This window comes from Bradyrhizobium sp. NC92 (genome assembly GCF_025200865.1).
In the GTDB taxonomy this organism is placed as follows: Bacteria; Pseudomonadota; Alphaproteobacteria; order Rhizobiales; family Xanthobacteraceae; genus Bradyrhizobium.
Genome location: NZ_CP104171.1, coordinates 579,404 through 601,752, shown reverse-complemented (window position 1 = coordinate 601,752; position 22,349 = coordinate 579,404). Strand labels below are relative to the sequence as shown.

General features: G+C 58.6%; 22 protein-coding genes. 9 read left to right on the top strand and 13 right to left on the bottom strand.

Features of this window, described 5'->3' with window-relative positions; genetic code table 11:
* Nucleotides 1-113: 113 nt before the first annotated feature.
* The gene (locus N2602_RS02800; protein ID WP_260381691.1) at nucleotides 114-3,137 is read left to right on the top strand and encodes a BTAD domain-containing putative transcriptional regulator; all 3,024 of its coding nucleotides are present in this window, start codon (nucleotides 114-116) and stop codon (nucleotides 3,135-3,137) included.
* Between the two features lie 245 nt (nucleotides 3,138-3,382).
* Here the strand turns inward: N2602_RS02800 and N2602_RS02795 are convergent, their stop codons facing one another.
* The 3 genes from N2602_RS02795 to N2602_RS02785 all read right to left on the bottom strand — a co-directional run bounded on the left by N2602_RS02795 (nucleotide 3,383) and on the right by N2602_RS02785 (nucleotide 7,453).
* Nucleotides 3,383-3,838, bottom strand: a complete 456-nt coding sequence (locus N2602_RS02795; RefSeq protein WP_260381690.1) for a hypothetical protein — start codon at nucleotides 3,836-3,838, stop codon at nucleotides 3,383-3,385.
* 95 nt (nucleotides 3,839-3,933) lie between these two features.
* Nucleotides 3,934-6,702, bottom strand: a complete 2,769-nt coding sequence (locus N2602_RS02790; protein ID WP_260381689.1) for an adenylate/guanylate cyclase domain-containing protein — start codon at nucleotides 6,700-6,702, stop codon at nucleotides 3,934-3,936.
* A 154-nt stretch (nucleotides 6,703-6,856) separates the two neighbouring features.
* Nucleotides 6,857-7,453, bottom strand: coding sequence for an RNA ligase family protein (locus N2602_RS02785; protein WP_260381688.1), 597 nt, complete (start codon nucleotides 7,451-7,453; stop codon nucleotides 6,857-6,859).
* 616 nt (nucleotides 7,454-8,069) lie between these two features.
* Here N2602_RS02785 and N2602_RS02780 point away from each other — a divergent pair.
* Nucleotides 8,070-8,312, top strand: coding sequence for a hypothetical protein (locus N2602_RS02780; protein WP_260381687.1), 243 nt, complete (start codon nucleotides 8,070-8,072; stop codon nucleotides 8,310-8,312).
* Nucleotides 8,313-8,814: 502 nt separating this feature from the next.
* On the opposite strand, the gene N2602_RS02775 is transcribed toward N2602_RS02780, so the two are convergent.
* The 3 genes from N2602_RS02775 to N2602_RS02760 form a co-directional block, all read right to left on the bottom strand.
* Nucleotides 8,815-9,045 carry a hypothetical protein gene (locus N2602_RS02775; protein ID WP_027571090.1) on the bottom strand — a complete coding sequence of 77 codons (231 nt, stop codon included), beginning with the start codon at nucleotides 9,043-9,045 and terminating at the stop codon, nucleotides 8,815-8,817.
* 34 nt (nucleotides 9,046-9,079) lie between these two features.
* Nucleotides 9,080-9,364 (bottom strand): hypothetical protein, encoded by a 285-nt coding sequence (locus N2602_RS02770; protein WP_260381686.1) that lies wholly within the window; start codon nucleotides 9,362-9,364, stop codon nucleotides 9,080-9,082.
* 1,078 nt (nucleotides 9,365-10,442) lie between these two features.
* Entirely contained in the window at nucleotides 10,443-10,610 is a 168-nt protein-coding gene (locus N2602_RS02760) for a hypothetical protein (RefSeq protein WP_409241884.1), read from the bottom strand.
* Between the two features lie 282 nt (nucleotides 10,611-10,892).
* Between N2602_RS02760 and N2602_RS02755 the strand changes: the two genes are divergently transcribed.
* The gene (locus N2602_RS02755) at nucleotides 10,893-11,156 is read left to right on the top strand and encodes a hypothetical protein (protein WP_260381685.1); all 264 of its coding nucleotides are present in this window, start codon (nucleotides 10,893-10,895) and stop codon (nucleotides 11,154-11,156) included.
* 503 nt (nucleotides 11,157-11,659) lie between these two features.
* Here N2602_RS02755 and N2602_RS02750 read toward each other — a convergent pair.
* On the bottom strand, nucleotides 11,660-12,076 hold the full coding sequence (locus tag N2602_RS02750; RefSeq protein ID WP_260381684.1) for a hypothetical protein: 417 nt from the start codon (nucleotides 12,074-12,076) through the stop codon (nucleotides 11,660-11,662).
* A gap of 1,626 nt (nucleotides 12,077-13,702) precedes the next feature.
* Between N2602_RS02750 and N2602_RS38880 the strand changes: the two genes are divergently transcribed.
* The 4 genes from N2602_RS38880 (at nucleotide 13,703) to N2602_RS02725 (ending at nucleotide 15,702) form a co-directional block, all read left to right on the top strand.
* Nucleotides 13,703-14,023: a GAF domain-containing protein gene (locus N2602_RS38880; protein WP_409241883.1), complete on the top strand. Its 321-nt coding sequence runs from the start codon at nucleotides 13,703-13,705 to the stop codon at nucleotides 14,021-14,023.
* Nucleotides 14,024-14,195: 172 nt separating this feature from the next.
* The gene (locus tag N2602_RS02735; protein WP_260383831.1) at nucleotides 14,196-14,501 is read left to right on the top strand and encodes a hypothetical protein; all 306 of its coding nucleotides are present in this window, start codon (nucleotides 14,196-14,198) and stop codon (nucleotides 14,499-14,501) included.
* Nucleotides 14,502-14,521: 20 nt separating this feature from the next.
* Nucleotides 14,522-14,971 carry a hypothetical protein gene (locus N2602_RS02730; protein ID WP_260381681.1) on the top strand — a complete coding sequence of 150 codons (450 nt, stop codon included), beginning with the start codon at nucleotides 14,522-14,524 and terminating at the stop codon, nucleotides 14,969-14,971.
* 2 nt (nucleotides 14,972-14,973) lie between these two features.
* Entirely contained in the window at nucleotides 14,974-15,702 is a 729-nt protein-coding gene (locus tag N2602_RS02725; protein WP_260381680.1) for an SOS response-associated peptidase, read from the top strand.
* A 324-nt stretch (nucleotides 15,703-16,026) separates the two neighbouring features.
* On the opposite strand, the gene N2602_RS02720 is transcribed toward N2602_RS02725, so the two are convergent.
* Nucleotides 16,027-18,009, bottom strand: a complete 1,983-nt coding sequence (locus N2602_RS02720; RefSeq protein WP_260381679.1) for a DUF2075 domain-containing protein — start codon at nucleotides 18,007-18,009, stop codon at nucleotides 16,027-16,029.
* Between the two features lie 36 nt (nucleotides 18,010-18,045).
* Between N2602_RS02720 and N2602_RS02715 the strand changes: the two genes are divergently transcribed.
* On the top strand, nucleotides 18,046-18,942 hold the full coding sequence (locus tag N2602_RS02715; RefSeq protein WP_260381678.1) for a 3'-5' exonuclease: 897 nt from the start codon (nucleotides 18,046-18,048) through the stop codon (nucleotides 18,940-18,942).
* Between the two features lie 70 nt (nucleotides 18,943-19,012).
* On the opposite strand, the gene N2602_RS02710 is transcribed toward N2602_RS02715, so the two are convergent.
* The 5 genes from N2602_RS02710 to N2602_RS02690 form a co-directional block, all read right to left on the bottom strand.
* Nucleotides 19,013-19,219: a hypothetical protein gene (locus N2602_RS02710; protein WP_260381677.1), complete on the bottom strand. Its 207-nt coding sequence runs from the start codon at nucleotides 19,217-19,219 to the stop codon at nucleotides 19,013-19,015.
* Between the two features lie 286 nt (nucleotides 19,220-19,505).
* Nucleotides 19,506-20,132, bottom strand: coding sequence for a helix-turn-helix domain-containing protein (locus N2602_RS02705; RefSeq protein WP_260381676.1), 627 nt, complete (start codon nucleotides 20,130-20,132; stop codon nucleotides 19,506-19,508).
* Nucleotides 20,129-20,338, bottom strand: a complete 210-nt coding sequence (locus N2602_RS02700) for a hypothetical protein (protein ID WP_260381675.1) — start codon at nucleotides 20,336-20,338, stop codon at nucleotides 20,129-20,131. Before N2602_RS02700 ends, N2602_RS02705 begins: the two co-directional genes overlap by 4 nt.
* Nucleotides 20,335-20,556 (bottom strand): AlpA family transcriptional regulator, encoded by a 222-nt coding sequence (locus N2602_RS02695; RefSeq protein WP_260381674.1) that lies wholly within the window; start codon nucleotides 20,554-20,556, stop codon nucleotides 20,335-20,337. Before N2602_RS02695 ends, N2602_RS02700 begins: the two co-directional genes overlap by 4 nt.
* A gap of 90 nt (nucleotides 20,557-20,646) precedes the next feature.
* Complete coding sequence (locus N2602_RS02690; protein WP_260381673.1) at nucleotides 20,647-21,504, bottom strand: hypothetical protein; 858 nt, start codon at nucleotides 21,502-21,504, stop codon at nucleotides 20,647-20,649.
* A gap of 357 nt (nucleotides 21,505-21,861) precedes the next feature.
* Here N2602_RS02690 and N2602_RS02685 point away from each other — a divergent pair, with 357 nt between their 5' ends.
* Nucleotides 21,862-22,305: a DUF2924 domain-containing protein gene (locus tag N2602_RS02685; protein ID WP_260381672.1), complete on the top strand. Its 444-nt coding sequence runs from the start codon at nucleotides 21,862-21,864 to the stop codon at nucleotides 22,303-22,305.
* The last annotated feature ends 44 nt before the right edge of the window (nucleotides 22,306-22,349 follow it).

The window sequence follows — 22,349 nt, the reverse complement described above, 5'->3', positions numbered from 1 at the left end:
CCTCCCAATCAGACTACTGGTCCGCCGCAATGGACCTGTCGCCGCCAGCGTGATAAATTCGCAAAATCGTCGGACCGGGTGCTTTTTGCACCCTGAGCAAAGGGCCGGCGGATATGGCGAAGGCAAACCTCGCACTTCTCGGCAGTTTCCGGCTCCAGATGGCCACCGGAGAGCCCATTCCGTTGACCACCAAAAAGACGACAGCCCTGCTGGCCTATCTGGCATTGCACGCAGGCGAAGCACAGACGCGGCCAAAACTTGCCGCTCTGTTATGGGGTGACCACAGCGAGACGCAGGCCCGCGACAGCTTACGACAGGCGCTGAGCATTTTGCGCAAGGCATTGTCACGCGCCTGTCCCGGTGCCTTGATTGCTCACGAGGACACGATCTGCCTTGCGTCGGCCGCGCTGGAGATCGACGCAAAATTGTTCGAAGATCTTATCGCGAAATCGAGGGTGGAGAACCTGGAGCGTGCCATCGGAATCTATCGCGGCGAACTCCTCGAGGGCTTTCAGATATCAGCGCCGGAGTATGATAATTGGGCAGCGGCGGAACGTCAGCGGTTCCGTGAACTCGCCTTGCAAGCCATGGCCAAGCTGCTCGACCATCACCTGTCCGCAGGTAATATCGAACGTGGCATTCACATTGCAACGCGCCTGCTAACCGCAGATCCTTTGCAAGAGCGTATTCACCGTACCCTGATGGTGCTGTACGCCCGGCAGGGCAGACAAGGCGCAGCGCTCCGCCAATATCGCAGCTGTGCCGAATTGCTCTCCAGAGAACTGGGAATTGAGCCGGACGCGCAGACCAAGACGTTGTACCGTTATATCCTGCGCGAGTGGAACCGCGCGCAGCCCACGGTCTCAACGTTACGCAGCTTGATGCCGGATGGTTCTGTCAGTGAGACCAGCGATCAATCACTAGACGCGGAAGGCCTGACCAGAAGCATTCCACCGTCGATGCACGCGAATGCCGCACCGAGCAATCTGCCTGTTGAGGCAACAAGTTTTCTGGGACGCGACAGTGATCTCGCCAGGGCCGGCGAGATGCTTGCCGGCGCGCGGCTGGTCACGCTGACTGGACCCGGAGGGATTGGCAAGACGCGGCTCGCGCTCCAGCTTGCGGCGAAGCTGCGCGACAACTATCCAGATGGCACATGGTTGGTGGAGCTTGCCGCCTTCGATGATCCCAATGCGACCGGTCACGCTGTCGCCGACGTTTTCAGCATTACGCAGCAAGCCGGCAAAACCATCGAGAAAAGCATCGCCAATTCGTTGTCCGGGCGAAGCCTTCTTCTCATCCTCGACAACTGCGAGCACTTGGTCGATGCGATCGCCGGCCTTGCACGCGAGATCCTGTCAGCATGCCCACGTGTCACCCTGCTGGCGACCAGCCGAGAGACGTTGATGATCGACGGCGAGCGGACTTACCCGGTGCTTCCACTTGAATGCGGCGAGGGAGTTGATGCACCGGCAGTGGAGTTATTCGTAGAGCGCGCTCGGTTTGTTCAACCACACTTCGAACTTAATGGTGACGGTGAAACGGTCTGCGAAATATGCCGTCGTCTCGATGGCATCCCTCTGGCAATCGAGCTTGCAGCCGCTCGAACGCGGGCACTGACTCCCACTCAGATCCGCGATCGCCTGGATGAACGCTTCCGCCTGCTCACGAGCGGATCGCGACGCGTCCTGAAGCGACATCAGACACTGCGCCACGCGGTCGAATGGTCATATGACTTGCTGTCGTCAGCTGAGCAGGCCGTGCTTTCGCGCGCGTCGGTATTTGCCGGAGGTTTTAGGCTGGAGGCTGCCGAGCGCGTTTGCAGCGGTGGCGACATCGATGCCGCCGACGTTCTCCACCTCCTGGATTCGCTGGTGCGAAAGTCGCTTCTTAGCGTCACACGAGCCGGGAAGGTGGTCCGCTATCACCAGCTCGAAACGATCAGACAGTTTGCCGAGGAGCGGCTCGACATGCTGGGCGAAACCGAGATCTTTCGGGGCCGCCATGCACAATTTTTTGCGGAGGACGCGGAGGCTCACCACAGGATCTGGCGAAGCCCACAGCAACTTATGGCGTATCACTGGCTCGATCAGGAGGTGGACAATCTGCGCGCAGCGTTTCGGTGGGCGAGCAGCCAAGAGGATATCGATGTTGCGGCCCGCATCGCATCCAGGATCCCGAGCATGGCAATCCTCCGGGTGCGCAGCGAACCTCTCAATTGGCCGACGGAGATCGTCAATGTGGCACGGCGCGTCGGCCATCGCCGGCTCGGCGCCCTGCTGACTTATGCAGCAAAAAGAGCGTGGAACCTGGGCCGTATTCAAGAAGCGACGCTCTACGCCGAGGAAGCAATAGCGCTGATCGGGAATGCCGACTTTGATCCGCCGGTCTGGGCGTTCGCGGTTCTGGCCATGATTGCGTCTCGAGAGGGCAATGCAGAAAGCGCTGTCAACTTTTCGCGTGCCGGCGCCGAGCACCCGGCGGACCGACGCGAGCGGCAATGCCTGGCAACGCTTCCCTTCTACCTGGCAATGACCGGCGCGCATAAGGAGGCGATGGCGCTCGCCGACGACATCGTGGACAAGGTCGCGGCCACTCGGACTCCAAGCTCGTTGATTGCTGCGCTGTTTTCCAAGGGAAGAGCCTTTAGCGAAGCCGATCCGCCCCGCGCTTTGGATGCGTTCGAGAAGGCCTTGGCGCATGCCCGGACCTCCGGTAACCGTTACTGGGAAATCGTCATCATCCCCGCCGTTGCCGAGTTGCAGGTGCGGAGTGGCGATCCGGTGAAGACGCTGCAAACCCTGCCGCGAATGCTCGAGATTTGGAGCCAGTCAACAGAGATCGGTCTTGCAACGCTCACGACCGGGACCCTGATTCTTCTGTTTGAGCGGCTGGGCAACCCAGAGGTCGCGGCCACGCTGAGTGGCGCCCTTTCTCAGATGATCCCATCGATCGGTTTTTTCCAGGAACTGCCTGATATTCTCGCGCGCGTTCGTCATGTGCTCGGGAATGCCTCCTTCGAGGCGGCGAAGCGCCGCGGTGCGGCGATGACCCATCGCGAGATGGTCGAATATGCGACCACTAAAGTCCAACACGCCCTGGCCGCGATGGGCGCGTCTAATGCCGAATGTCGATAACTTGCGGAGCATTAGTCAGAATGAACGATGATTGATGGCCCTCAGCCGAACAACACAGCCGCCACCAGCCATGTCGGCTGTCTGCGGGGGACCGGACGTTGTGCGATGGTTATGGTAACCGCCGCTCGTGAACCCTTAGCGGACCTGTCCGACTTGGTCCTGCGCACGTCGTTATCAATCGGCAAGATCGGCGCCGCAGAAATGACGTTCTTGATTTGGACTGATGCTTCATTTCAAAACCCGGACTACAGTTGCGTCACGTTTCTGGTGCGGTCGCGCAAGGTCTGAAGCGCCGGACCGATGCCAAGGCGCCGGGCCTCGGCTACCAGGTCGGCAAGCTTGCTGGTCGTATCTTGTTCGGGTTGGCAGCGACCATATGCACCGACCGCGCGTCCATATCGGATGAAGAAGTTGGCCCAAGGTAACGGTTCTGACCGTGTATAGTCCTCGAGCGCCACACTGTACCGCTCCGCGCCGTCCCAATCCTCAGAGTCTAGCGCCGCATCCATCGCGTACCGGAAGAACCACAAATGATTGTGGCTCACCGCGCCTTTGCGGAGAATCTCCTCGCCTTCCGTCAGCGCTGCTTGACGTTCATTTGGATTTTCAGTCGTGACCGCAAGATGGCCAAGGATCCACGGGCCCACAAAATTGACTCCGACCTCGCGGCTGATCGCCAAGGCACGGTACAGCAGGTCCATCGCCTCTGCGCTACTCGCCTCTGCGCGGGCGACCATGGCCAGATCGCGGAGGCTGGTCGCCTCGAACCTTTTGGCGCCAAGCTGCCGAGCGAGGATCAGCGCCCGCTCTGATGCATCTTCCCACGTGCAAACTCGCCGGTCGTGCGGAACACGGCGCAGGCCGCGTTGTGGGCGATGATTTCCGCCCGCTGATGCCCGACCCGCGCCGCCAACTCGACCGCCGTCTGGGCTGTCGCGAGCGCGTCGGAGAACTCGTTGAGGTAGACTTTGGTATGTGCGACCATGCTGAGATTGGCGACTTCGATGCGCCCGGCACCGGACGCTCGCGATAGCTCAGCGCAGCGGCTCAAGTGCCGATGGGCAGTGGCCATCCGACCGCGTGCGTATTCGGCATCGCCCAGGCCGCCAAGCGCACGCGCCTGCATCTCTGGCGAATTTGCTCTTCGGGCGCAGTCGAGCGCACGCTCATGCTCCTGCACGCACTCGACGAGCCTTCCGAGCGGGAAGTAGAGATTGCCACGCAGGTGATGCGTCCGCGCAAGCTCGGCCGAGAGATCCTCGTTAGCTGCCGCAGACGCAGCCTTGTCCAACATTGCAAAGGCCTCATCAAAACGATCCGTCACACGCAGGCCGGCGGCGAGCCCAAGCCAGGCCCGACACCGCTCGATGTCAACGTCGGCGACTGCCAAGGCCTGCTCAAACGCGGCAATTGATTCCGAAACCGAACCGAAATCGTGCAAGATCTCCCCCCGAAGCAGGGATAGTTCGCTCAGATCGGCCCGCTTCGTTGCCAGGGCAATCCCGCGTTCGACGAGGCGCAGGGCCCGTTCGGCCCGGTATTCCGCTGCTTGGGCGCGAGCCGCTTCCAGATAAGCTCGGGGTGCGCCTTCGTCATCGCCGCGATCGAGATGCTGTGCGCACAACGTCAGGTCACGGCTCGTGAACCAAGCTGCGGCCCGTCGGTGCAACGCGCGGCGCCGGCTCCTGAGCAGCGTCTCGTAGACGCCCGCGTGAATCAGCGCATGGGCGAAGAGGAAGTGATCGTCCTGAGGCCGCACGAGGCGATGCCGCACCAGGTCGGCGCAATTCCACCCGGGCTGATCGAGCAGGTTTGCCAACGCTTCGGCGGTAAAACGCTGGCCGAGCACTGAGGCTGCTTGCAGCGCCCGCTTGTCCGCCAAAGCGAGCCGATCCAAGCGTGCCTGTATCAAGCTGCGGATCGACCCCGGGATCTCGCCTTCGGTGCTGTCCGCGGCATGCCGCAATAGTTGCTCCAGAAATAGCGGATTGCCGGCGGCACGTTCGACGCAGCGCTTGGTGATCTCACCGAGAGTGTCGAGGTAGGCAGCGGCGAGTCTGCTGGCTTCACGCGGCTGAAGCGAACCGAGTTCAATCGTCACGATCGGCTGGTCGGCAATCGTCGCGCGTCGGAGCTCATGGAGCGCGTCGCGCTCGATCCGCGAGGTCATGACCAGGAGCGCCGGACACCCAGCGGTTGTCTCGACAAGGTTCGCTGCATGATCGAGAGTCATCTGGTCAGCCCAGTGCAGGTCCTCAATCACCAGCAGCCGAGGACGACGGTCGCTCACGCGGGTGACTAGCTCGGTAACGGTCGCCCGCTTGCCGCGGTTGCGGGCCGCATTGTCCATCGCATCATAGAGCGTACGTAGCTCGGTCGATTGCGGCACATTCAGGAGGTCGTTCAGGTACACCCGCCGCTCGTCAGCAAGCGTGCCATCCTTGAAGGCCTTCTCAGCCGCTGCGTCGATCTCTTCCTGGCTGCTCTCGCCCGTTAGGCCGAGCAGGCTGCGGATGAGCGAGCGGATTGCGTCTTGGCCGGAGCCCATACCGAAGTCGAGCACCAGCCCGCTGTGACAGGCGAAGTTCTCTTCCGCGGCCTTCACCTGGAACTGCTCAAGCAGGCGGGTTTTGCCGATTCCGGCCTCCCCGTGGATGTAGATGGCGCCACCCCGTCTCGTGTTCCGGCACTGGACCAGCGCTGCTTCGAGCTGCTGTAGTTCGCGTTTCCGTCCAACAAAGACTTGACGTTCCGAACGGGCCGGCTCGTGAAAGGCGCGGAGTCGCCACCCTCTGACCGGCTTTGCGAGGCCTTTGATGGCCAGCTCACCGACCTCGGAGCAGTCGACCCGTTCGGCAAGCGCCCGGTGGACTGAATCTGAAATGAGGATCTCGCCAGTCTCCGCCTTATCCGTCAGGCGTGAGGCGAGGTTCACGGAGTCGCCGGTTACCGTATATTCAAGATGGCGCGCACTGCCGGTGCCGCTCGCCATAACCTCGCCACTGGCAATGCCGATGTGTACGCCAATAGGGCGGCCAAGTTCGGCCGCAAGCATGGGCACGCGGCGCCGAATTTCAAGGGCAGCCCGGACGCATCGCTCGGGGTCATTGCCATGGGCCACCGGAGCTCCGAAGACAGCCATCACGCAATCGCCAATGTGCTTGTCAACAATTCCGCCGTGATCGGCCACGCTTGCATCGGCAAGGTCGAAGAAGCTTCCAAGGAGGGCGTGGACCTCCTCTGCATCGAGTTCGTCGGCGAGCTTCGTGTACCCGGCGAGGTCGGCGAACAGCACCGTTACCTGCCGACGCTCAGCCTCCGGCAGCCGCGAAGCCACCGCCGAAATCGAGGCCGGCGCGCCTGGGATGGACGTCATTGCCGTAGCATCACGCAATGCCGTGATCGCGGCGAGCAGCTTGCGCCGGTGGCCGACCGAAGTGACGCCCACCCCGATCAGATCATCGGCGGTCAATTGGACAAGAACCTGGGCGTCAATGTCGTTCTCGCGGAATGCCCGCTCGTATTGCCCTAGTCCCAAACCGTGCAGCCAAGCCGCAACGTTCATGGGGGCCTCCAGGCTCGGTTGCTTCAGAGCACCAGTTTCGTAAACCTACCCCAAAATTTTATGTTGGGCGCGTTCAAATGTAAGCACGCAGTGGTGTGAAGGTCAGCTCCTGGCCCCAAGGTGAAGTGGTCCAATTGGCCGTTGAGGTCCGCTGTTAGTTGCAGATCGGACCTGCCGCTCTGCTCACAGCTCGCGCTCCATCGCCGGGTGTTTGCGGTTCTTCACCTTGACTCAGTATTTGCTCCGCCCAGCCTGATAAGGCCGGTCGCGCGTTTCGACACCAACCCTTCCAGCCCAGTTTGCAGGCAGCGCGAAACAGATCAGGCCCAAGCTCGCCGCGTTCGAAAGGATTGATGAAGACACCTTCAGGGCGCCGCGCCAGCAGACGCTCTAAGTTTGTCTTCCGCATCGACAGCGGGAGCATGCGGAGCTCGTCACCGCCTTCGGCGAGAATGTCGAAGGCACAGAATTGCACCTCGTGGTCATGCTTGCGTGAGTGCAGCGCGTTGAAATCGGAGATGCCATCGACGCCAAGCACGACAGCTTCGCCGTCGAGCACGAATTGCTTCTGGCGGACCTTACGCGCGGCTTCCACAATCCACGGATAACGGCTGGCCCAATTGTAGCCGCCGCGCTTGATCAGACGCACGCGGTCGCCATCGCGCTCCAAGCGGAAGCGATAACCATCATACTTTATTTCATGCAGCCAATCGGGGCCGTCCGGGACCGTAGTGCCCTTGTCGGCAGGCAAAACTCAAATCAACGCATGCGGGAAAGATAGGCATTCTCGGCCTGAATACGAGATGCAACAAGCAGTCGAAAGCTGCGGCCTGTTCTACGGCCTGAGCGGCAGATCAGGCGCGACTTCGCTCCCGGTGCTCTCACCGACAGCTTGCTCCACTCAGATGCGAGCCCAGCAAGATGTTCGGTCAATCGGCCAAACAACTCGCGCTTTTTGGGGATCGGTCGCCAAATCTCGAATAAGTGCGCACTCAGCGGCGTCTCGCCGAAGCCTCTCTAACTGGGCCTGCATGTCTTTCATTTTGCGGCCTTGTTCCCTTGTCGGAACATTACAAATACTTGTTCCAGTCACAAGTGAACACAGCCCAATCACCGAAGTGGATTATCGTGCGAACTGCATGGCGCATTCACGCGCCAAGCCGTCGGACCGCCTGCCCTATTGTCCCCCTCCAGCCCCATAGGAGGGCAGGCTGGTCCGGGGGTGCACAGCGGCATCGATCGCGGGTTTGGTTCAGAGGGCGGCCGCGCTCGGCTCGACGTTCCGATTGGCTTCCAATGAAGGTTTGCCGGTAAACCTACGGTTCCATGGTATTCTCCGACCTCACAGGCGTGCTGGAGGGCGAGACATGGCGATCTACCTACATTTGCAAACCCACGGTATGGCACCGAAAGAAATTGCGTGTATCATAAAGGCTTACGAACAAACGCTACGTGCTCTGTGCGTTAAAGATCGCGACGATCCGCTCACGGAATTAGTGGCGAAAACAATCATCAAGATCGTCCAAAAAGGGCTCAAAGACCCTGCACAGATTTCGGCGCAGGCGATCACCGAACTCGAAATGCTAGGCGAGCGCCGACCGGCGAACTGAAACGATCCGGAGATCGGGAGGTTGGCTATTGGGCTTCGGGGCTTCGCAACGTGCGAGGCGCGCCATGACCCCTGTCCCAGTGGGCGATGTGTTCCTCACGGTCGCAGTCATGGCCGTGATGTTCGTGGTCGAGATCGGCCTTTTCAGCCTGATCGGAATGTTCTGAATGGAGCGCTCATCCCGCTCAGGATAGCGCGTGCCGGATGCCTTAGTTTCAGCTCAAATATTGCAAGATCGCCCGCAACCATCGTCGCCGTTCGGCGTCATGCGTAATTGCGGACAACTCACTATGGACGAAGGCGAGGAACAGCAAGAGCTTCAACGCGAGATCATGCGCTAGCGCATGATGGAGCGCGACGTTACCGACTCGCTCGCGCTTGGGCTCCTGCACGACATCCTCGCGGAAATAGAAGCGTCGCTGCAAGCTTTGACGGACCAGTAGAGACGCGCCCAAGCTGTGCCGCGTCCCCAAAGGGAATTCCACGTGACCATTCGCGTCGATCTACGCGGCGCGTTCCTTGTCTGTCTGTTCCTCTACGGCGGTCGCAGTTTCTTCCAACTCCTTTTTGTAATTGCCTGCGAACCTCTCAATACTATCGGCCCACATCCTCAGCATTGAGACCTGAAAGCGCATGATTGGGTTCAAGGCATTCATGCCGATTGCTGTCGCTGCGGCGATGCGTCTTTGTGGTTCGCGCGCGAACCGGTCTGAGTTAGCGGATTTGTCTGCCATGCTGCTCTCTCCTTCTAATGTTGCTTGCCTGAAGCTAGTAAGTGGCGGGCTGTGCGTTGCGTGACTCTAAACGTTCGGCCAAAATTTGATCTACCGCGAGTCTCGCCGATCGGTCGTCGTGCAGTTCGTCCAGTTTTTTCAAGTAAGCGACCGCCGCTACTTGCAAGAGATCGAAATCGTCTTCGCCGGTATCACGAAGATTGACGACGTAGCGATAGAGGGCGGAGCACCGAGTATCGTTCTCGCTGATGCCGCTGTGAAGCAGCAGGTAGTTTCGCCAAGCGAACGCACAGGCGCCTTCTATGGACTGAGAATTCATGTGCACCTCCCACGGCCAGAGAAAGACTGACGATCCGTTTCGTTCCGCGAAAGCTCCCGGCTGTAATATTGTTCCGTAGCTGCGCTGCAGGATGTTTTTTGCAGCGCCCTTCGGCGTTCGACAGAGGCCCTCAATGTGCAGCTCGCAGAACAATTTTCCGATTGGGATTAGGATTCCAAACTCGCGCAGGGCAACCCTGGAGCGGTCATCATTGTCCCGCGCGGTGCCAGCGCTCGCATCGCGCGAAACATGGAGCGCCCCTATATTTAGTTAATCTTTCGGGCGGTTCGCGTGCGGCCTGTTCTCCTACTTCTTGGGCTATGGCTACTGATCAACGTGTTTGTTGTGATCACGATGCCCTCTCGCAGGCCGCGCTTGCCGCCTCGACCAGCGCGGCCAAACGTCGATCGAAGCATTGGATGCAATCAAGCGCCTTCTGAAAACACTGCGCCGTTGAAAAGTCAGACGATTGCGCTGTCATTAAACCAGTCAAACACCGGACTTTCACTCGTCAATCTAATTTGCGAGACTTTCAATCCGACACAAACAATGGCTTGCGAGGAACAAGCCCGAAGGAGGTTCGCAGTGGAGAAGGTGCGACGCTTACGCGCGATGGGTTCGCTGTGCCGTCAACAGGCCGCGTACAACAGCATGAACAAATGGAAACTCCTCGCGGACGCGGAATGCTGGGAGCACTTGGCTGAGCTTGAGCTGTCGTCCCACTTCCGGGAATGCAACGTCGCTAGCTCAATCAGCTCGCTTGATCCGGCTGGGTGAGAAAACTCCTGCAATCGACCAATGGGCCAATTCTTCAAACATCGGGGGCGTGCAATGGCTAGCCGTAGTCGGGCGTTGAACCGCGTTGTCCTGTGCCTGCGTGCTCAGGCGCTTCTTTTTCAGCTTGCCGAACTTGAGACCCTTCGAGGGCGAGTGCGAGAGGCCGAGGAGAATACAGCTCTCGATCAAGCGGCAGACCCGGTGAAGTCAACCATTCACTGATTGATCGCAGGTCGTTGAGCGCGCTGCTGGGAGGGGTACGCCGCCACCGGGCACACGGCCGATTAGCCCTCAATGTGTTTCACCGTCGAAATCGGCCAGCGACTTTATGTCCCGCGACCGAGATGCGAAGTCCGTGCTCATCATCGAGGAAGACATGATCAATTATGCCAGCCTTGCCGTCGATCAAAACGACAGTCTTGCCGACTAGCTCCGTCTCGGCTTCGTGCAGTTCGCGCAAGATGTTCATCGCTCGCGCGTCGCCGGTCCTTGCAGCACTCACGATGAACTCTGCTTGTGCGATTCTTGTATTCTACCACTCTGGTATTTTGACGCGAGCACGTAATAGGGGAGTTCCAGGCGCGTGAATTGAATTCTGAGGCGATCCCTTGGGTCTTACTTGTATCTGCACCACAGACGTGGCCGTTCGGAACTCTTGCAGTCCGCAATGAGTTACAGAGCCGCAGACTGGATGGAGCATGAGCGGTCGTGATCGCGCCGGTCGGCAGCACTTGAACAGAGAGAGGCGACAATGAAGGCACCACTTCTTCTTGTGGGCGCATTAATCATCGGATGCGCCGCCCCGGCACTGGCCGATGAGTATTATGTAGTGCAGGGTCCGAACCGCCAATGCACCGTTACCACGACACGTCCGGCGGACAAGGAGGTCATAACACAGATCGGTCCGCTGGCCTTCAAGAGCCGCGTGGAAGCCGAAGATCGCATCAAGCAGACCAAAGTCTGCGAGGAAGGCACAGTTGGTAGTAGCAGCACGACTGTCATCAAAGAGAAATAGCCGAGGGCATCATTCCTATTCGTCTTTGGCTATTCGATAAAAGTCGCGCCCATTCCTGTCGGCGCGACTTTTTGTTCTCCAGACACCAACTGACCAACGGCTTGGGCGCCTAGAATATCGTTGCGCGTCCCGCTCCGTATAGCGCGGTGGGCGGCCCATCGGGCTGCATTGAAGGAACGAGAGCAGCGCGCGGATGAATGGATCAAGACCGTACCGCACACCGACTATGGATTCCAAACTCGCGCAAGGGCAGCCCTGGAGCGCGCCGCAGCGATGCGCGGGCTGTCGGTCGCCGGTTCGTCGAATGGCTTGTCGGCCCCGCGCTGGCCGATGCTGGCCTGGTTAAACAGCCGAACCCGGAGGGCCGTGAGCAAAGCCAAAAAATTACAAAGGCGCCCGAAGTCGGCTCCTGGTGGCTAAGCAGAAGTTCTCCGCTCAGCTAGAACATTACCGTTTTTGACCCATGGCGGACTTACGGTGCAATTGTTTCCCAGGGGAGAGGATCATCCCTCCGGTCCGGGAATGAAGCAGCGCCACATAGGAGTCATTCTTCCATCGGCGTAGGTCGGCCACCACCAAACCATCGCCCTGCCGCTGAGGTTCTGGCGGTGGAGCACGACAGAGTTTGGCACGTCAAACCACTGCCCGGGTTCGTTTAGCCGATGAGGATGTTTCAGAAGAACTCTATAGCCATTTTTTGCCACATCCCACTCGGCCTCCGCATATTGACCGTCCCCACCATCACAGCACGGCTCACCTGCCTCGTTCTTGAGACTTTTGAACCAAGCGTTCAGTTCTGGCCGCATCAGGTCATGTGAAGAGGCTGTGTTGATGCCGAAAAATGTGACCGTACACAATCCCACCACGCGCGCTACGATCAACCGATAAGGATACGCCGGGCGTCCATTGGAACTGGCCATGGAAACCTCCGTTTCCCAGCCCGTTTGCGTGGGTCGTCGGTACCGCGTGAAGGTTCAACCGGAAGTGCATGCCTTTAGAGGCGCCGATCACTTCCTCGGCAGGGCATTTACTTTTTTGCGTGACGCCGACTCATTTCGCCTCTTGGCCATCGGTGAGTGGTGGCGCCTCGCCACGAGGTGCGCTCACCAAGGCATAGCGACCAGATTTGCTCACGTTGAGTTCTTCGCACTTTGGCCCAAAGCTGACTGGTAAGGCCGCCTCTCGGACGTTGCTCCCGTTCATCCGGCGTAGAGCACTTGCCGAAGCAAGACATGACAGCTCGGAGAATTGTCGGGTGCACATGCAGGAATGCAAGGATCTGTTGTTAGGCGGGGAGCCAGGCCGAGGCGACCGTTCACCTCTTGATCCGCAATTGGCGGAACATCGCCAAGACAGACCGCTACACTGAGCTGGTGCGGAACAAACCTCCGAAAGAGTAACGCTGCCGCCCGCCTCGCCTGGCGGAACAATTTTCCGAGATCTTTTTTTATGCCCAGCATTTACCGAGCGGCCATGAGGGAGGCGCTGTTCCGGTAGTACAAGGGCCCCGGTCACCCCTCGCCGGGTTCCCGCTCGGTAGACCTGGCAGCCTGTTTCAGATCAGGCCTGCGATGTCGCCTGTTGGACCTTAGCCCGAACAGCTTACCCGGCCATCAGGCAGTCACGTACCCAAATTGTTCAAGTTCTCGACCTGGGGATCAGTAATTTGACCCCGAGCGTCCTAACTCGGACGCGAGTGTCGTACCTCGTTTGGGAACTGTTTGTACGTGCGCACATTGAGAATCCGTCGTTAACGGCTCAAGGAGCACCGATGTGACCGGGCGCCGTAGAGTGATCCAAACTCGTTCCCTTGACGACCGAATGGCCGAACTGGCCGCCGCACTCACAGAGCAAGCCAGTCAGCTTCCTCCCGGGAAGGAACGGGAAGACTTCCTGAGGCGGGCCAGGATCGCGGAGACTGGCGCTCATATCAATGACTGGATTCATTCCTCCGGCCTGCAACCACCCGAATAGTTGGAACCAAAGTTCACTTTGGCAATTACCGTATCGCAACGCGAGACATTGCGATGCCGGAGGATTTCGACAACCAAGTCTTTAAACGCTACGCCCACCGCCAGTCCCGCTTATGCAATGTTTGCGGCAAGAGCCTGAAGGAGGTGCGGTCTTTTCTCAATCCCGTTTCTGGTGGAACCGTTCGCATGTTTAAGTGCGCGTGCGGTGACCAGACTTGGACCGAGGAAAAGTACTGACTCACCTCCTCCAGTTCGCTTTAGATCCATTTGATACAGCGCTTTGACTTGCAGCATGGCAGGTTTAAGCATGGCCTCACATCCCAACTTGTATCGACTGACCAATTCACTTCGACAGGATCATCTGGCGCTGCAGCGCGCCCGCGCGATGATGCATGACGTTTCGGAACTGCCGCTCCTACAATCAGCTCTGAGCGAGGCTTTGGTTATTACCGGCCAAAAGCTCGGCAACATTCAACTGATCGACTGGAAGACGGGCCATCTGGAGATCATGGCTCAGCAGGGGTTTTCGGAAGACTTTCTCGACTGCTTTCGTCGTGTAACGATCAGGGACGGGTGCGCTGCGGTCGTGCGCTGTTTAACCGGCAGCCCGTCATTCTCGATGACGTCACAATGGATCTCCGATTTCTGCCTTTTCGGGACATCGCCGGACGAGCCGGGTTCAAGGCCGTGCAATCAACCCCGCTCATGACCCACTCCGGCGCCCTCGTTGGTGTACTTTCAACCCACGGCCAACATACTCCGAGTGAAAACCAGCTGGGCCTAATCAGGAGCTTAGCCATACGAACAGCTGGCAACATACTCCGTGGTCGCGCGGCGAGATCCGCTTTTCCCGATTTGGATGGCTTCGCCTTGCGCCAGCGGCTGTCCAAATAGCAGAGCCGCCAGTCAAACAGCTCGGTCCCCAGAGGCAGCCTCGCGACCCGATTTGTGGCCACTTGCGGTCTCGGCGATAAGTGGCGATGACCATTTTCAGGGTTGGCGCAATCGAAGCCGTGACCGGTTGTCGACGTCGCCTATTGGCCCTTAGCGGTCAACTCCAGTCGGCCTGACACCGAATCAGGACCTCCCTGCTGAATACTGGCAAGCACTCCTCGATGACCCTCGCGCACAGGCCGAGCCCGTCGTCTCAGAGGAAGGAAAGCGACTAGGCCAGATCGCTCGACATATTCTGAGGGTGAGCTGCCGGCGGTGTGCCAGGACGGTCGAGATTCAGAAGGCTGACGCTGTTCGGCTGTATGGCCCGGACGCAACTTGGAGAAACGTTGGTCAGCGCCTCCTCGACAACACCTGTACGCAAAGGACAGGACGCCATGAGGAGGATGGCTGTTGGCCGTCGTTTGACGTGGCCTGATTGAGCCAGGGGGACGGCCCATGGCTCCAAAACACCACCCGACCCCGCTCTCAGGAGGCGGCCGGAAGGCTCTATCGAAGGAGTTGGGGAAAGCGAGGGCAATGACGACAATCCTTGCCGCACAATCGTCGGAAGCCCGGGCCAAAGGCGAGGCCCTAATCCAGACCGCCGATAAACTTCTTTGCCAAAGCTGGAACGAGCGCATGTGGGCTGACGGTGGCCCGATCGATTCTTCGCCATCGATCGACCAGGCGGTGAATGGTGGGTACGCATGGCTCGAAATCGAATGCTCTCGCTGTAAGACGAAGCGAGAAGTTGACTTGGCCTCTTTGCGTCATCCGCCAACAACCCATGTCCACGATCTTGCCAGCCGTCTTCGTTGTAGCAAGTGTGCCAAGGCTGGCCGTAGGCCGACCGCAACGTTGTTGCAGCTGGGGCCGCGGCCGCGGCAGTTCGATCAGGATACATGAGAATGTGCAATCTCTACTCGATGACGAAAAACGTCGATGCGATCCGGCGCTTGTTCGAAGCGCTCAACAGCAGCGTTGGCAACTTGCCGAGCATGCCTGGCATCTTCCCGGACTATCCCGCACCAATCGTTCGCAATGCCGCGAATGGCCGGGCAATCGTCATGGCCCGGTGGGGCATGCCGTCTTCGCAAAAGGCCTTGATGGATGCTACCAAGAAGCGAGCCGAAAAGCTTCAATCGAAGGGCAAGTCGGTTGACTTCAAGGAGCTACTGAAGATGGAGCCCGACAGCGGCACCACCAATATCCGGAACGTCAGTAGCGCGCACTGGAAGCGCTGGTTAGTTCCCGAGCACCGATGCTTGGTGCCGTTCACGTCCTTTAGCGAGTACGACACTATCGACGGAAAGAAGGTGCCGGTGTGGTTTGCGCTCAGCGAAGACCGGCCTCTCATCGCCTTCGCCGGGCTCTGGACGAACTGGACGAGCGTTCGAAAGGCCAAGGAAGGTGAAGTTACCACTGATGTGTTCGGCTTCCTCACCTGCGAGCCTAACGCGGAGGTTAAGCGCGTTCATCCCAAAGCCATGCCCGTCATCCTGACAAAGCCCGAGGAATACGACGTGTGGCTCCGAGCACCTTGGGAGGAAGCTGAGGCCCTACAGAGGCCACTTGCGGATGGGACATTGCAAATCGTTGCGACCGGCGAGAAGGAAGATGCAGGACCCAAGGAGTAGACGAGCCTCGTACGATTTTGACCCGGTTGGCGTCGCGCCTTAACCATAGGTCCAGCTCCATGTGAACGATCCGGGCATCGCGGGGTTTAACGACGGCAGCATATCGGTGCGCGCGATGATACCCCTGTCTGTCACGTTTATTCTTACGGCGGCGCTTGTATGCACTTGCGCTGTTCTCAAACCAAAGATTGAGGCCTGGCTCGACGAATGATCGGAACTGGCCCCCCGCGGATCCAGCGGCGCGGTTTGAACATTCGAGCTGGGTGGCGATTCGCGTATTCGACGTTATGGAAGAAGTCGGCCAGCGACCGACTTTCACTCTGCTCAGTTTGCTCGGTCAAGCAGCGGCAACCCACACTCCGCTAAGAACGCGGCCGTTCCTTCGTAGAAGGCTGGTGGACGGGTGGCGTCAATCGAATCCCCCCTCGGAATGTAGATCACCATCCCCTGTCGCGCGCGTGTCAGCAGCACACGGTAAGCGTTGGTCAGATAGATCTTGCGGTTGTCGTCATTGACGTTCTGCCATCGCGTGCCGGAAAACCGATAGAACTGCCACCTGCCATCGACCGACCGAAAATCAGCATCCCAGCACACCCCCACCCAATCGAGCTCCAGGCCCTGAATATCGAACTCGGTTGCAGGATCCTCCATATAGTAGGACGAGCGAACATCATCTTTTCCGTTCAAGAACCACGTCGTTGCTTCGATCTTTTCGTGAACGTTGAGTCCCTCAGGCTTCAGGCGCGATGCGCCCGACGAGGCCACTAGACCAATGCGTTCCGAACCCCGCCCACGATCTCGGAGCCATTGCCGAGCGTGGCCGAGCTCTCGCGTCAGGACGATCGGATAGGTCTCCTTAATCGCCTGGTATAGCGCTTTAGCCTCTTTGGCCTCCCCAGCGACGAGGGCGCCAACGAACGCAGAGAGCTTTTCGGCACGAAACGATCGCACCGAGACCGCCAAATGAAGCGCCGGCAGAGATTGGCTCTCAAGCCCTGCGAGAAGTGCCGGTAGATCTTGCCCCCAATGGTAGTCTCGATGGGCTAGTTGTTCCGAAGTGTAGACTTTCCAGCTCCGAAAGCTTCGCTGGAGCGCGGAAAACCATTCGGTTAGGCCCGCTTCACCGGCGTTGATCTCCTGTCCTCCGCCTATGAGACATATGATTGTGCACCAGCCGTCGTGCCTGTCCATGACGCTTATGAGAAACTCAGGTTCAGACATCTGGAAGTTCGTCTGCCCCTTCTTCTGGCTCATAAAGTTTGCCAGATGCTTGGCGTCCCATGCCCGCTGCGCCTCGTCGAACACCGCAACCCGCTCGATCGGAGGCTCAGAGGTGACGAGGTTGCTGTCGCGGAAGTGCATAATGTTCTGAACGAAGCTTTTGACTTTCCGGAGCGCGTCGGACTTCTTACTCTTCTCGCCGCGCTCCTTTAATTGCGCGTGTTCGTCCCGTGCGAGTGCCTCGCGCAGCACCTCCACCAAGGGGCCGTTGCCGGACAGGAAGACGGCATGCTCTTCCTCGTGAGCCTTCGTCCGAAGTGTCACGAGATTGAGGCCTGCCAAGGTCTTTCCGGCACCCGGCACTCCCGTCACAAAGCAGATCGCCTTGCGTCGGTGAGCCTTGGCATCCTCGATGATGTCAGCAAGGCATACTGCCGTCTGACTTAGATTTTTAGCTCCGGCGTCGGAGCGCGTAATATCTTCGACTCGATGGCCCTGGTAGAGCGCCTGCGCGGCTTCAATGATTGTGGGCGTGGGCTTGTAGCCAGTCCGCGACCACTGGGCGCCGTCCAACTCAGCCTGCTTTGGTATCTCACGCACGACACGCCCGAGGATTTCTCGCAGATTATCCCCATTCGATTTGACCGGGCTTGCGATTCCGTCATTTTGCCATGCGAGCTCAACGGATGGATTCGCCGCCATCGTCGCCACAACGATCGGCACGATTCGCCGATCATGGCTCCCAGCATGGAAGTTCTTGAGGTCGAGGGCATAGTCGACAACTTGATCGAGGGCTGCCGCTTCGAACTGATCCGAGCCCACTTTGAATTCGATGACGAAAACGATTCCCGCCGTAGTCACCACCACATCGGCACGCTTGCCCATGCGCGGGATCGCAAACTCAAATGCAATCCAACCATCGAGCCCACTAAATTGAGCCCGCGCGAGCTCGATCTGGCTCAGCCAAGCGTTGCGCTGCAGCGCTTCTAGTGCAAAGGGATTCTGCTTGGCGAGACGTCCCAGAATGGCGTCTGCGGTTAGATCGACAAGCTCTTGGATCGAGCTCGAATAAAAGGCACCATTCATTGTGTTTCGCGCGCTTCCGCCTGATTTTTGGTTGATATGATGTCGAACGAGATCAATTTAGCAGCAATGGCCGACATATTATCGAAGTCCCAGGACTATCGGGTTCTTCGTCGGCTCGTGCCCCGGACAGAATTCACTCCATGCGACGGACAGGCAACAAAGACTGGCATTCTGCTGGATGTCGAAACCACCGGCTTGAATACAGCGAAAGACGAAATCATCGAGCTGGCAATGGTGAAATTCGACTATCTGCCAGATGACAGGATTGGACGAATCACCGATTTCTTTTCATCCTTCAACGAGCCTCAGAATCCGATCCCCGACGAGATCATCGAGCTCACGGGCATTACGGACGAAATGGTGTTGGGGCATCGGATCGATCCGAATGCGGTTTCGGCGTTTGTCTCGGACGCTGTGATCATCGTCGCCCACAATGCAAATTTTGATCGGAAATTTGCCGAGCGCTATTGGCCCGTTTTTGAGCGGAAGCCGTGGGCATGCTCTGCGACGGAAATCGAATGGCGTAGGCACGGATTTGACGGATCGCGCCTGGGCTACTTATTGGCCGGCGTGGGCCTCTTTCACCAAGCGCATCGCGCAATCGACGATTGCCGGGCCTTGATTGAAATTTTGTCCACAAACGTACCAAACCAGCTTCGATCGGCCTTCGCTATTCTCCTCGAACGCGCTCGGCGCAAGACAATTCGGATATGGGCGGAACAATCGCCCTTCGAACTAAAAGACACGTTGAAAAAGCGAGGTTATCGTTGGAGCGACGGCACAGATGGAAGGCCGAGATCTTGGTACATCGATGTCGACGAGGCTCACCAAGTAGCAGAAATCGATTTCCTGAGAACGACCATTTATCTGCAGGATGTCGATCCAAGAATTCAGACGTTGAGCGCGATGAACAGATTTTCGAGCCGCATATAGAGGAATAGTGGAACTGCTGCCCGGCCCCGCAATTCCCGGTAACGGCCCAGCTCTACATCATCGATTCTGACTAGCGTGCTTCACGTTGGGCCTTGAACGCAGCAATGAATACCTCGACCCCGGCGATGGTTAATCCGTCTTCGGTGATGAGGCCGAGCTGCGATAAGTTGACTGTCTCATTGGGACTGTCATTCTGTGTCGACCCGCCGCCGAAAAGCTTGACGACTATTCGCTGCTCCCGCCGCGTCAGCCCATTCCAGAGCTTCAAATCAGCCACCTCGATGCCTCGCGCGAATCGCTCCTGACACTGGGGAATTAGCTGACCAGTCAGAGGCGAAATCGTGGCAGATGCCGCAACGTCGCCATTGCGCGCTACAAACATGCCGTAAAGTCGCCCATGATTACAGCGCAGGGTTCTTTCTTCACCCGGCTAGGACTTTTCCCTGTTTAGTCAAAGTGGGCTTTTTGTTTTTATTTCTGAACTTTTTGCGTGCGAACCAGGAAGACCGGTCCCGCGTAGGAGCCTCTAGACTTTTGACCACCCCCCACCGCGGACGTTGACCTCACCTGTGAGCAGCGCAGCGGGCAGCAAGCACTGCCTCGCCAAGCGTCTTATCATCCAACCGCCCCTGACGCTCCAGTTTTGAGAGGTGGGACCGCTGGTGATCGTTCATATCGCCGAGAATAAGCCAGCCGTCTGAGCCAATCCGCCGAGCGATACGATTCTGAACGACCTCCAACGGCTCCTCTTGCGACTGGAAGGCCCTCACCCTGCGCTCCACCTGAGCCTTTGCATCTGAATTTTCATATGAAGGTTCTAATGAAGGTTTGTGCCGCAAGTCCTGCGGCGTGGTCTGCCGACGTTTTGCGGCTTGGCCGGGCCGCAGCTTGTTGGGATCAAAGCTGTTGGCTGAACGGGGATCGGGCATAGCGAGCTTATAGCGGTAGCCAGCGTAGTGCCCACGGCGTTTCGGCATGATTTCACGCTTGATAAGGTGGGCCCTCTCGAGAGCGATCGAATGCCGTTGAATGGAATCGACTGACTGCTCGGTGTCCCCAGCAAGGCGTTCCTGTGAAGGCCAGCACACACCATTCGGATCTGCGTAGTTGGCTAGAGCCAGAAGCAGAGCCTTACGGCGTGTCGAACCAGTGTTTTGTTTGATTGCCCAAGCTGTTGCCTGCCAACTCATGGGCAATCATCCGCTTCCGCATAGATAGCCTTGCGGGCTTCTTTTTCCTTCCGAAAGGTCCCTAGGAGGCGATCGTCTTTGCCGAATGCCTCAAACGTCTTCTTGTCGACTTGGACGTATCGGCCGAGCCGCTCTCGACCGAAGTAAACGGAATATTCTCGCGGCTCTTCAGCCAGTTCGGCCAAAATTTGGGGCTTGCTCTTCACGGCTGACGCTCCACCGAGCCGCGGCAGGTGTTGGCATCAATCCAAGCGATGAGGTCACGCCGCCGATAGCGAACAGCTCGGCCGACCTGAACGAAGGGCGGGCCCGCGGCGCGAATACGCCACGACTGGAGCGTCCGGATGGACAGACACAACAGGTCTGCCGCCTCCTGCTCTCTCAGCAGGGCGTCAAGGTCTTTTTGTGTGTTCTCGATGGGCATGTCGGTACTGCATCGTTTTTGATGCAGTAAGACTGGCTACGTTGGAGTACTGAAAATAGCCGCCGCGATCTCGAAGTGCGGTGATTAGAATTACGACTGCCTACGGCGGGGTCCTGGGCGCTCCCAAAGATACCGCTGTTCTTCGCTCAGCCTATCCAGGGCACGGGCTCGGCATCTCGTGAACTCTCGCTTGCTAAGTGATTCCGGCCACTTGGGTATCGCCTCGTTCCAGAGCTGCTCGTTAGTCATCGGCTCGATTGTAGGATCCGACATCATGGCAAACAGCCAATCTACGCACTGGCGGCGGGATTTGTCTTTGGTCTGGATCTGCTTTCGAGCCTTTGTCGGTTTAGCCGCCTCCGATTCCCCCACGGACGGTTGCGGGATCACTACCGGCTCCTCGGGGACCTGAAGCCAGACTCCTGTCCAAACGGCCACCGGACGATGATCCCGCATCTCGCAAACCGCACTGTTCTCGACATCTAGCAAGAGGTCTGGTCGCGACCACTGGCCCCTACCAATGGGCGCCTCCAGACCTGTAGCTGCGGCGGTGCCGACAGCAATGAGCTCGCCACGTACAAGAAGAGTTTTGAACGAGCCGATCCGTTCAGCGAGCTTACGGGAAACGGCAATCTCCTCGTCAGAAGGGCTCGGCAACGGCTGACCTATGAAGATCACGGGCAGGCTAACGAAAGCGGAAGCAATAGATTGCGCGGTTAGGTGCAAGGACCAGTGAAAGCCGAACGGCGGTCCTGGAAACCGCCCTTCCGAAAAGACCTCTGCATTGACGGGTCGTTTTTCTAATGCCTTCCGACCTAGCTCAGCGACCTCTTCGTCTTCTAAGACGTGCCCACGAAACGCGTCGCCGATCGCCAATCCGTCGAAGCAGTTCACCTCCAGAGCTTTGGTTCGCGCCCATTTGTCGACATCTGGCTTTTCGAACGGCATTGGCGACTCCGAATCAGTCGGTCCATTTTTCCGCTTCCAGGACGGAGTGGAAGATCCAGCGGACAAACTTTCCAACAGAAACATCCCTCATCGTCCACGCTCAATTGCGATGCCATGCGTCCTCCTACCGTTTCATATGAAACCGTTGGACCGTTGAGAGGACTGCGCTGATTAACGGCGCATGACTACTCAAGACGAGGACACACTCCCAGAGCTCGCTAGCCTCCTCGCGGCAGCCCTCGTGCGGCTTTTGGCGCGGAAGTCCAGTCAAAAATCACGCGGTGAAGCAAAATCTCTGCTCGACTGTGGCAGGCCGTCTAGGGGTGATGTCGGTCGCAAAGCCGAGGAAGTTAGCCCGTGAAAGAGAGCGCTTTATCGCAGTTGGCGGCCCTGAAAGGCGCCTCCGCCCCCGTTCTGAAGGCTCGTTGGCGCGAGCTTTTCGATACCGAGCCCCCTGCCTATAACCGCCGCTTCTTGGCGAGCCGGCTGGCCTATCGCATTCAGGAATTGGCCTACGGCGGTCTGTCCCGCGAAACCACCGAGCGGCTTAAAGCCATGGCCAAGCAGTATGCCGACCAAAAACCGGCCGACCGCAAGGCCCGACCGCCTTTGCGCCCCGTCGCCGGCACGAAGCTGATCCGCGAATGGGAGGGCGTGGAGCACTGCGTCACCGTTCGTCATGACGATTTCGAATATCTCGGCCGCCCCTACAAGTCTCTGTCCTCAGTCGCCCGCCAGATCACCGGCACCCAGTGGAACGGCTGGGTCTTCTTTGGCCTCAAGAATTCGGTTGGCAAATGACCTCCCGCCGACCGCAAAAGCGCCCAGCTAGCCCATTCGCAAGC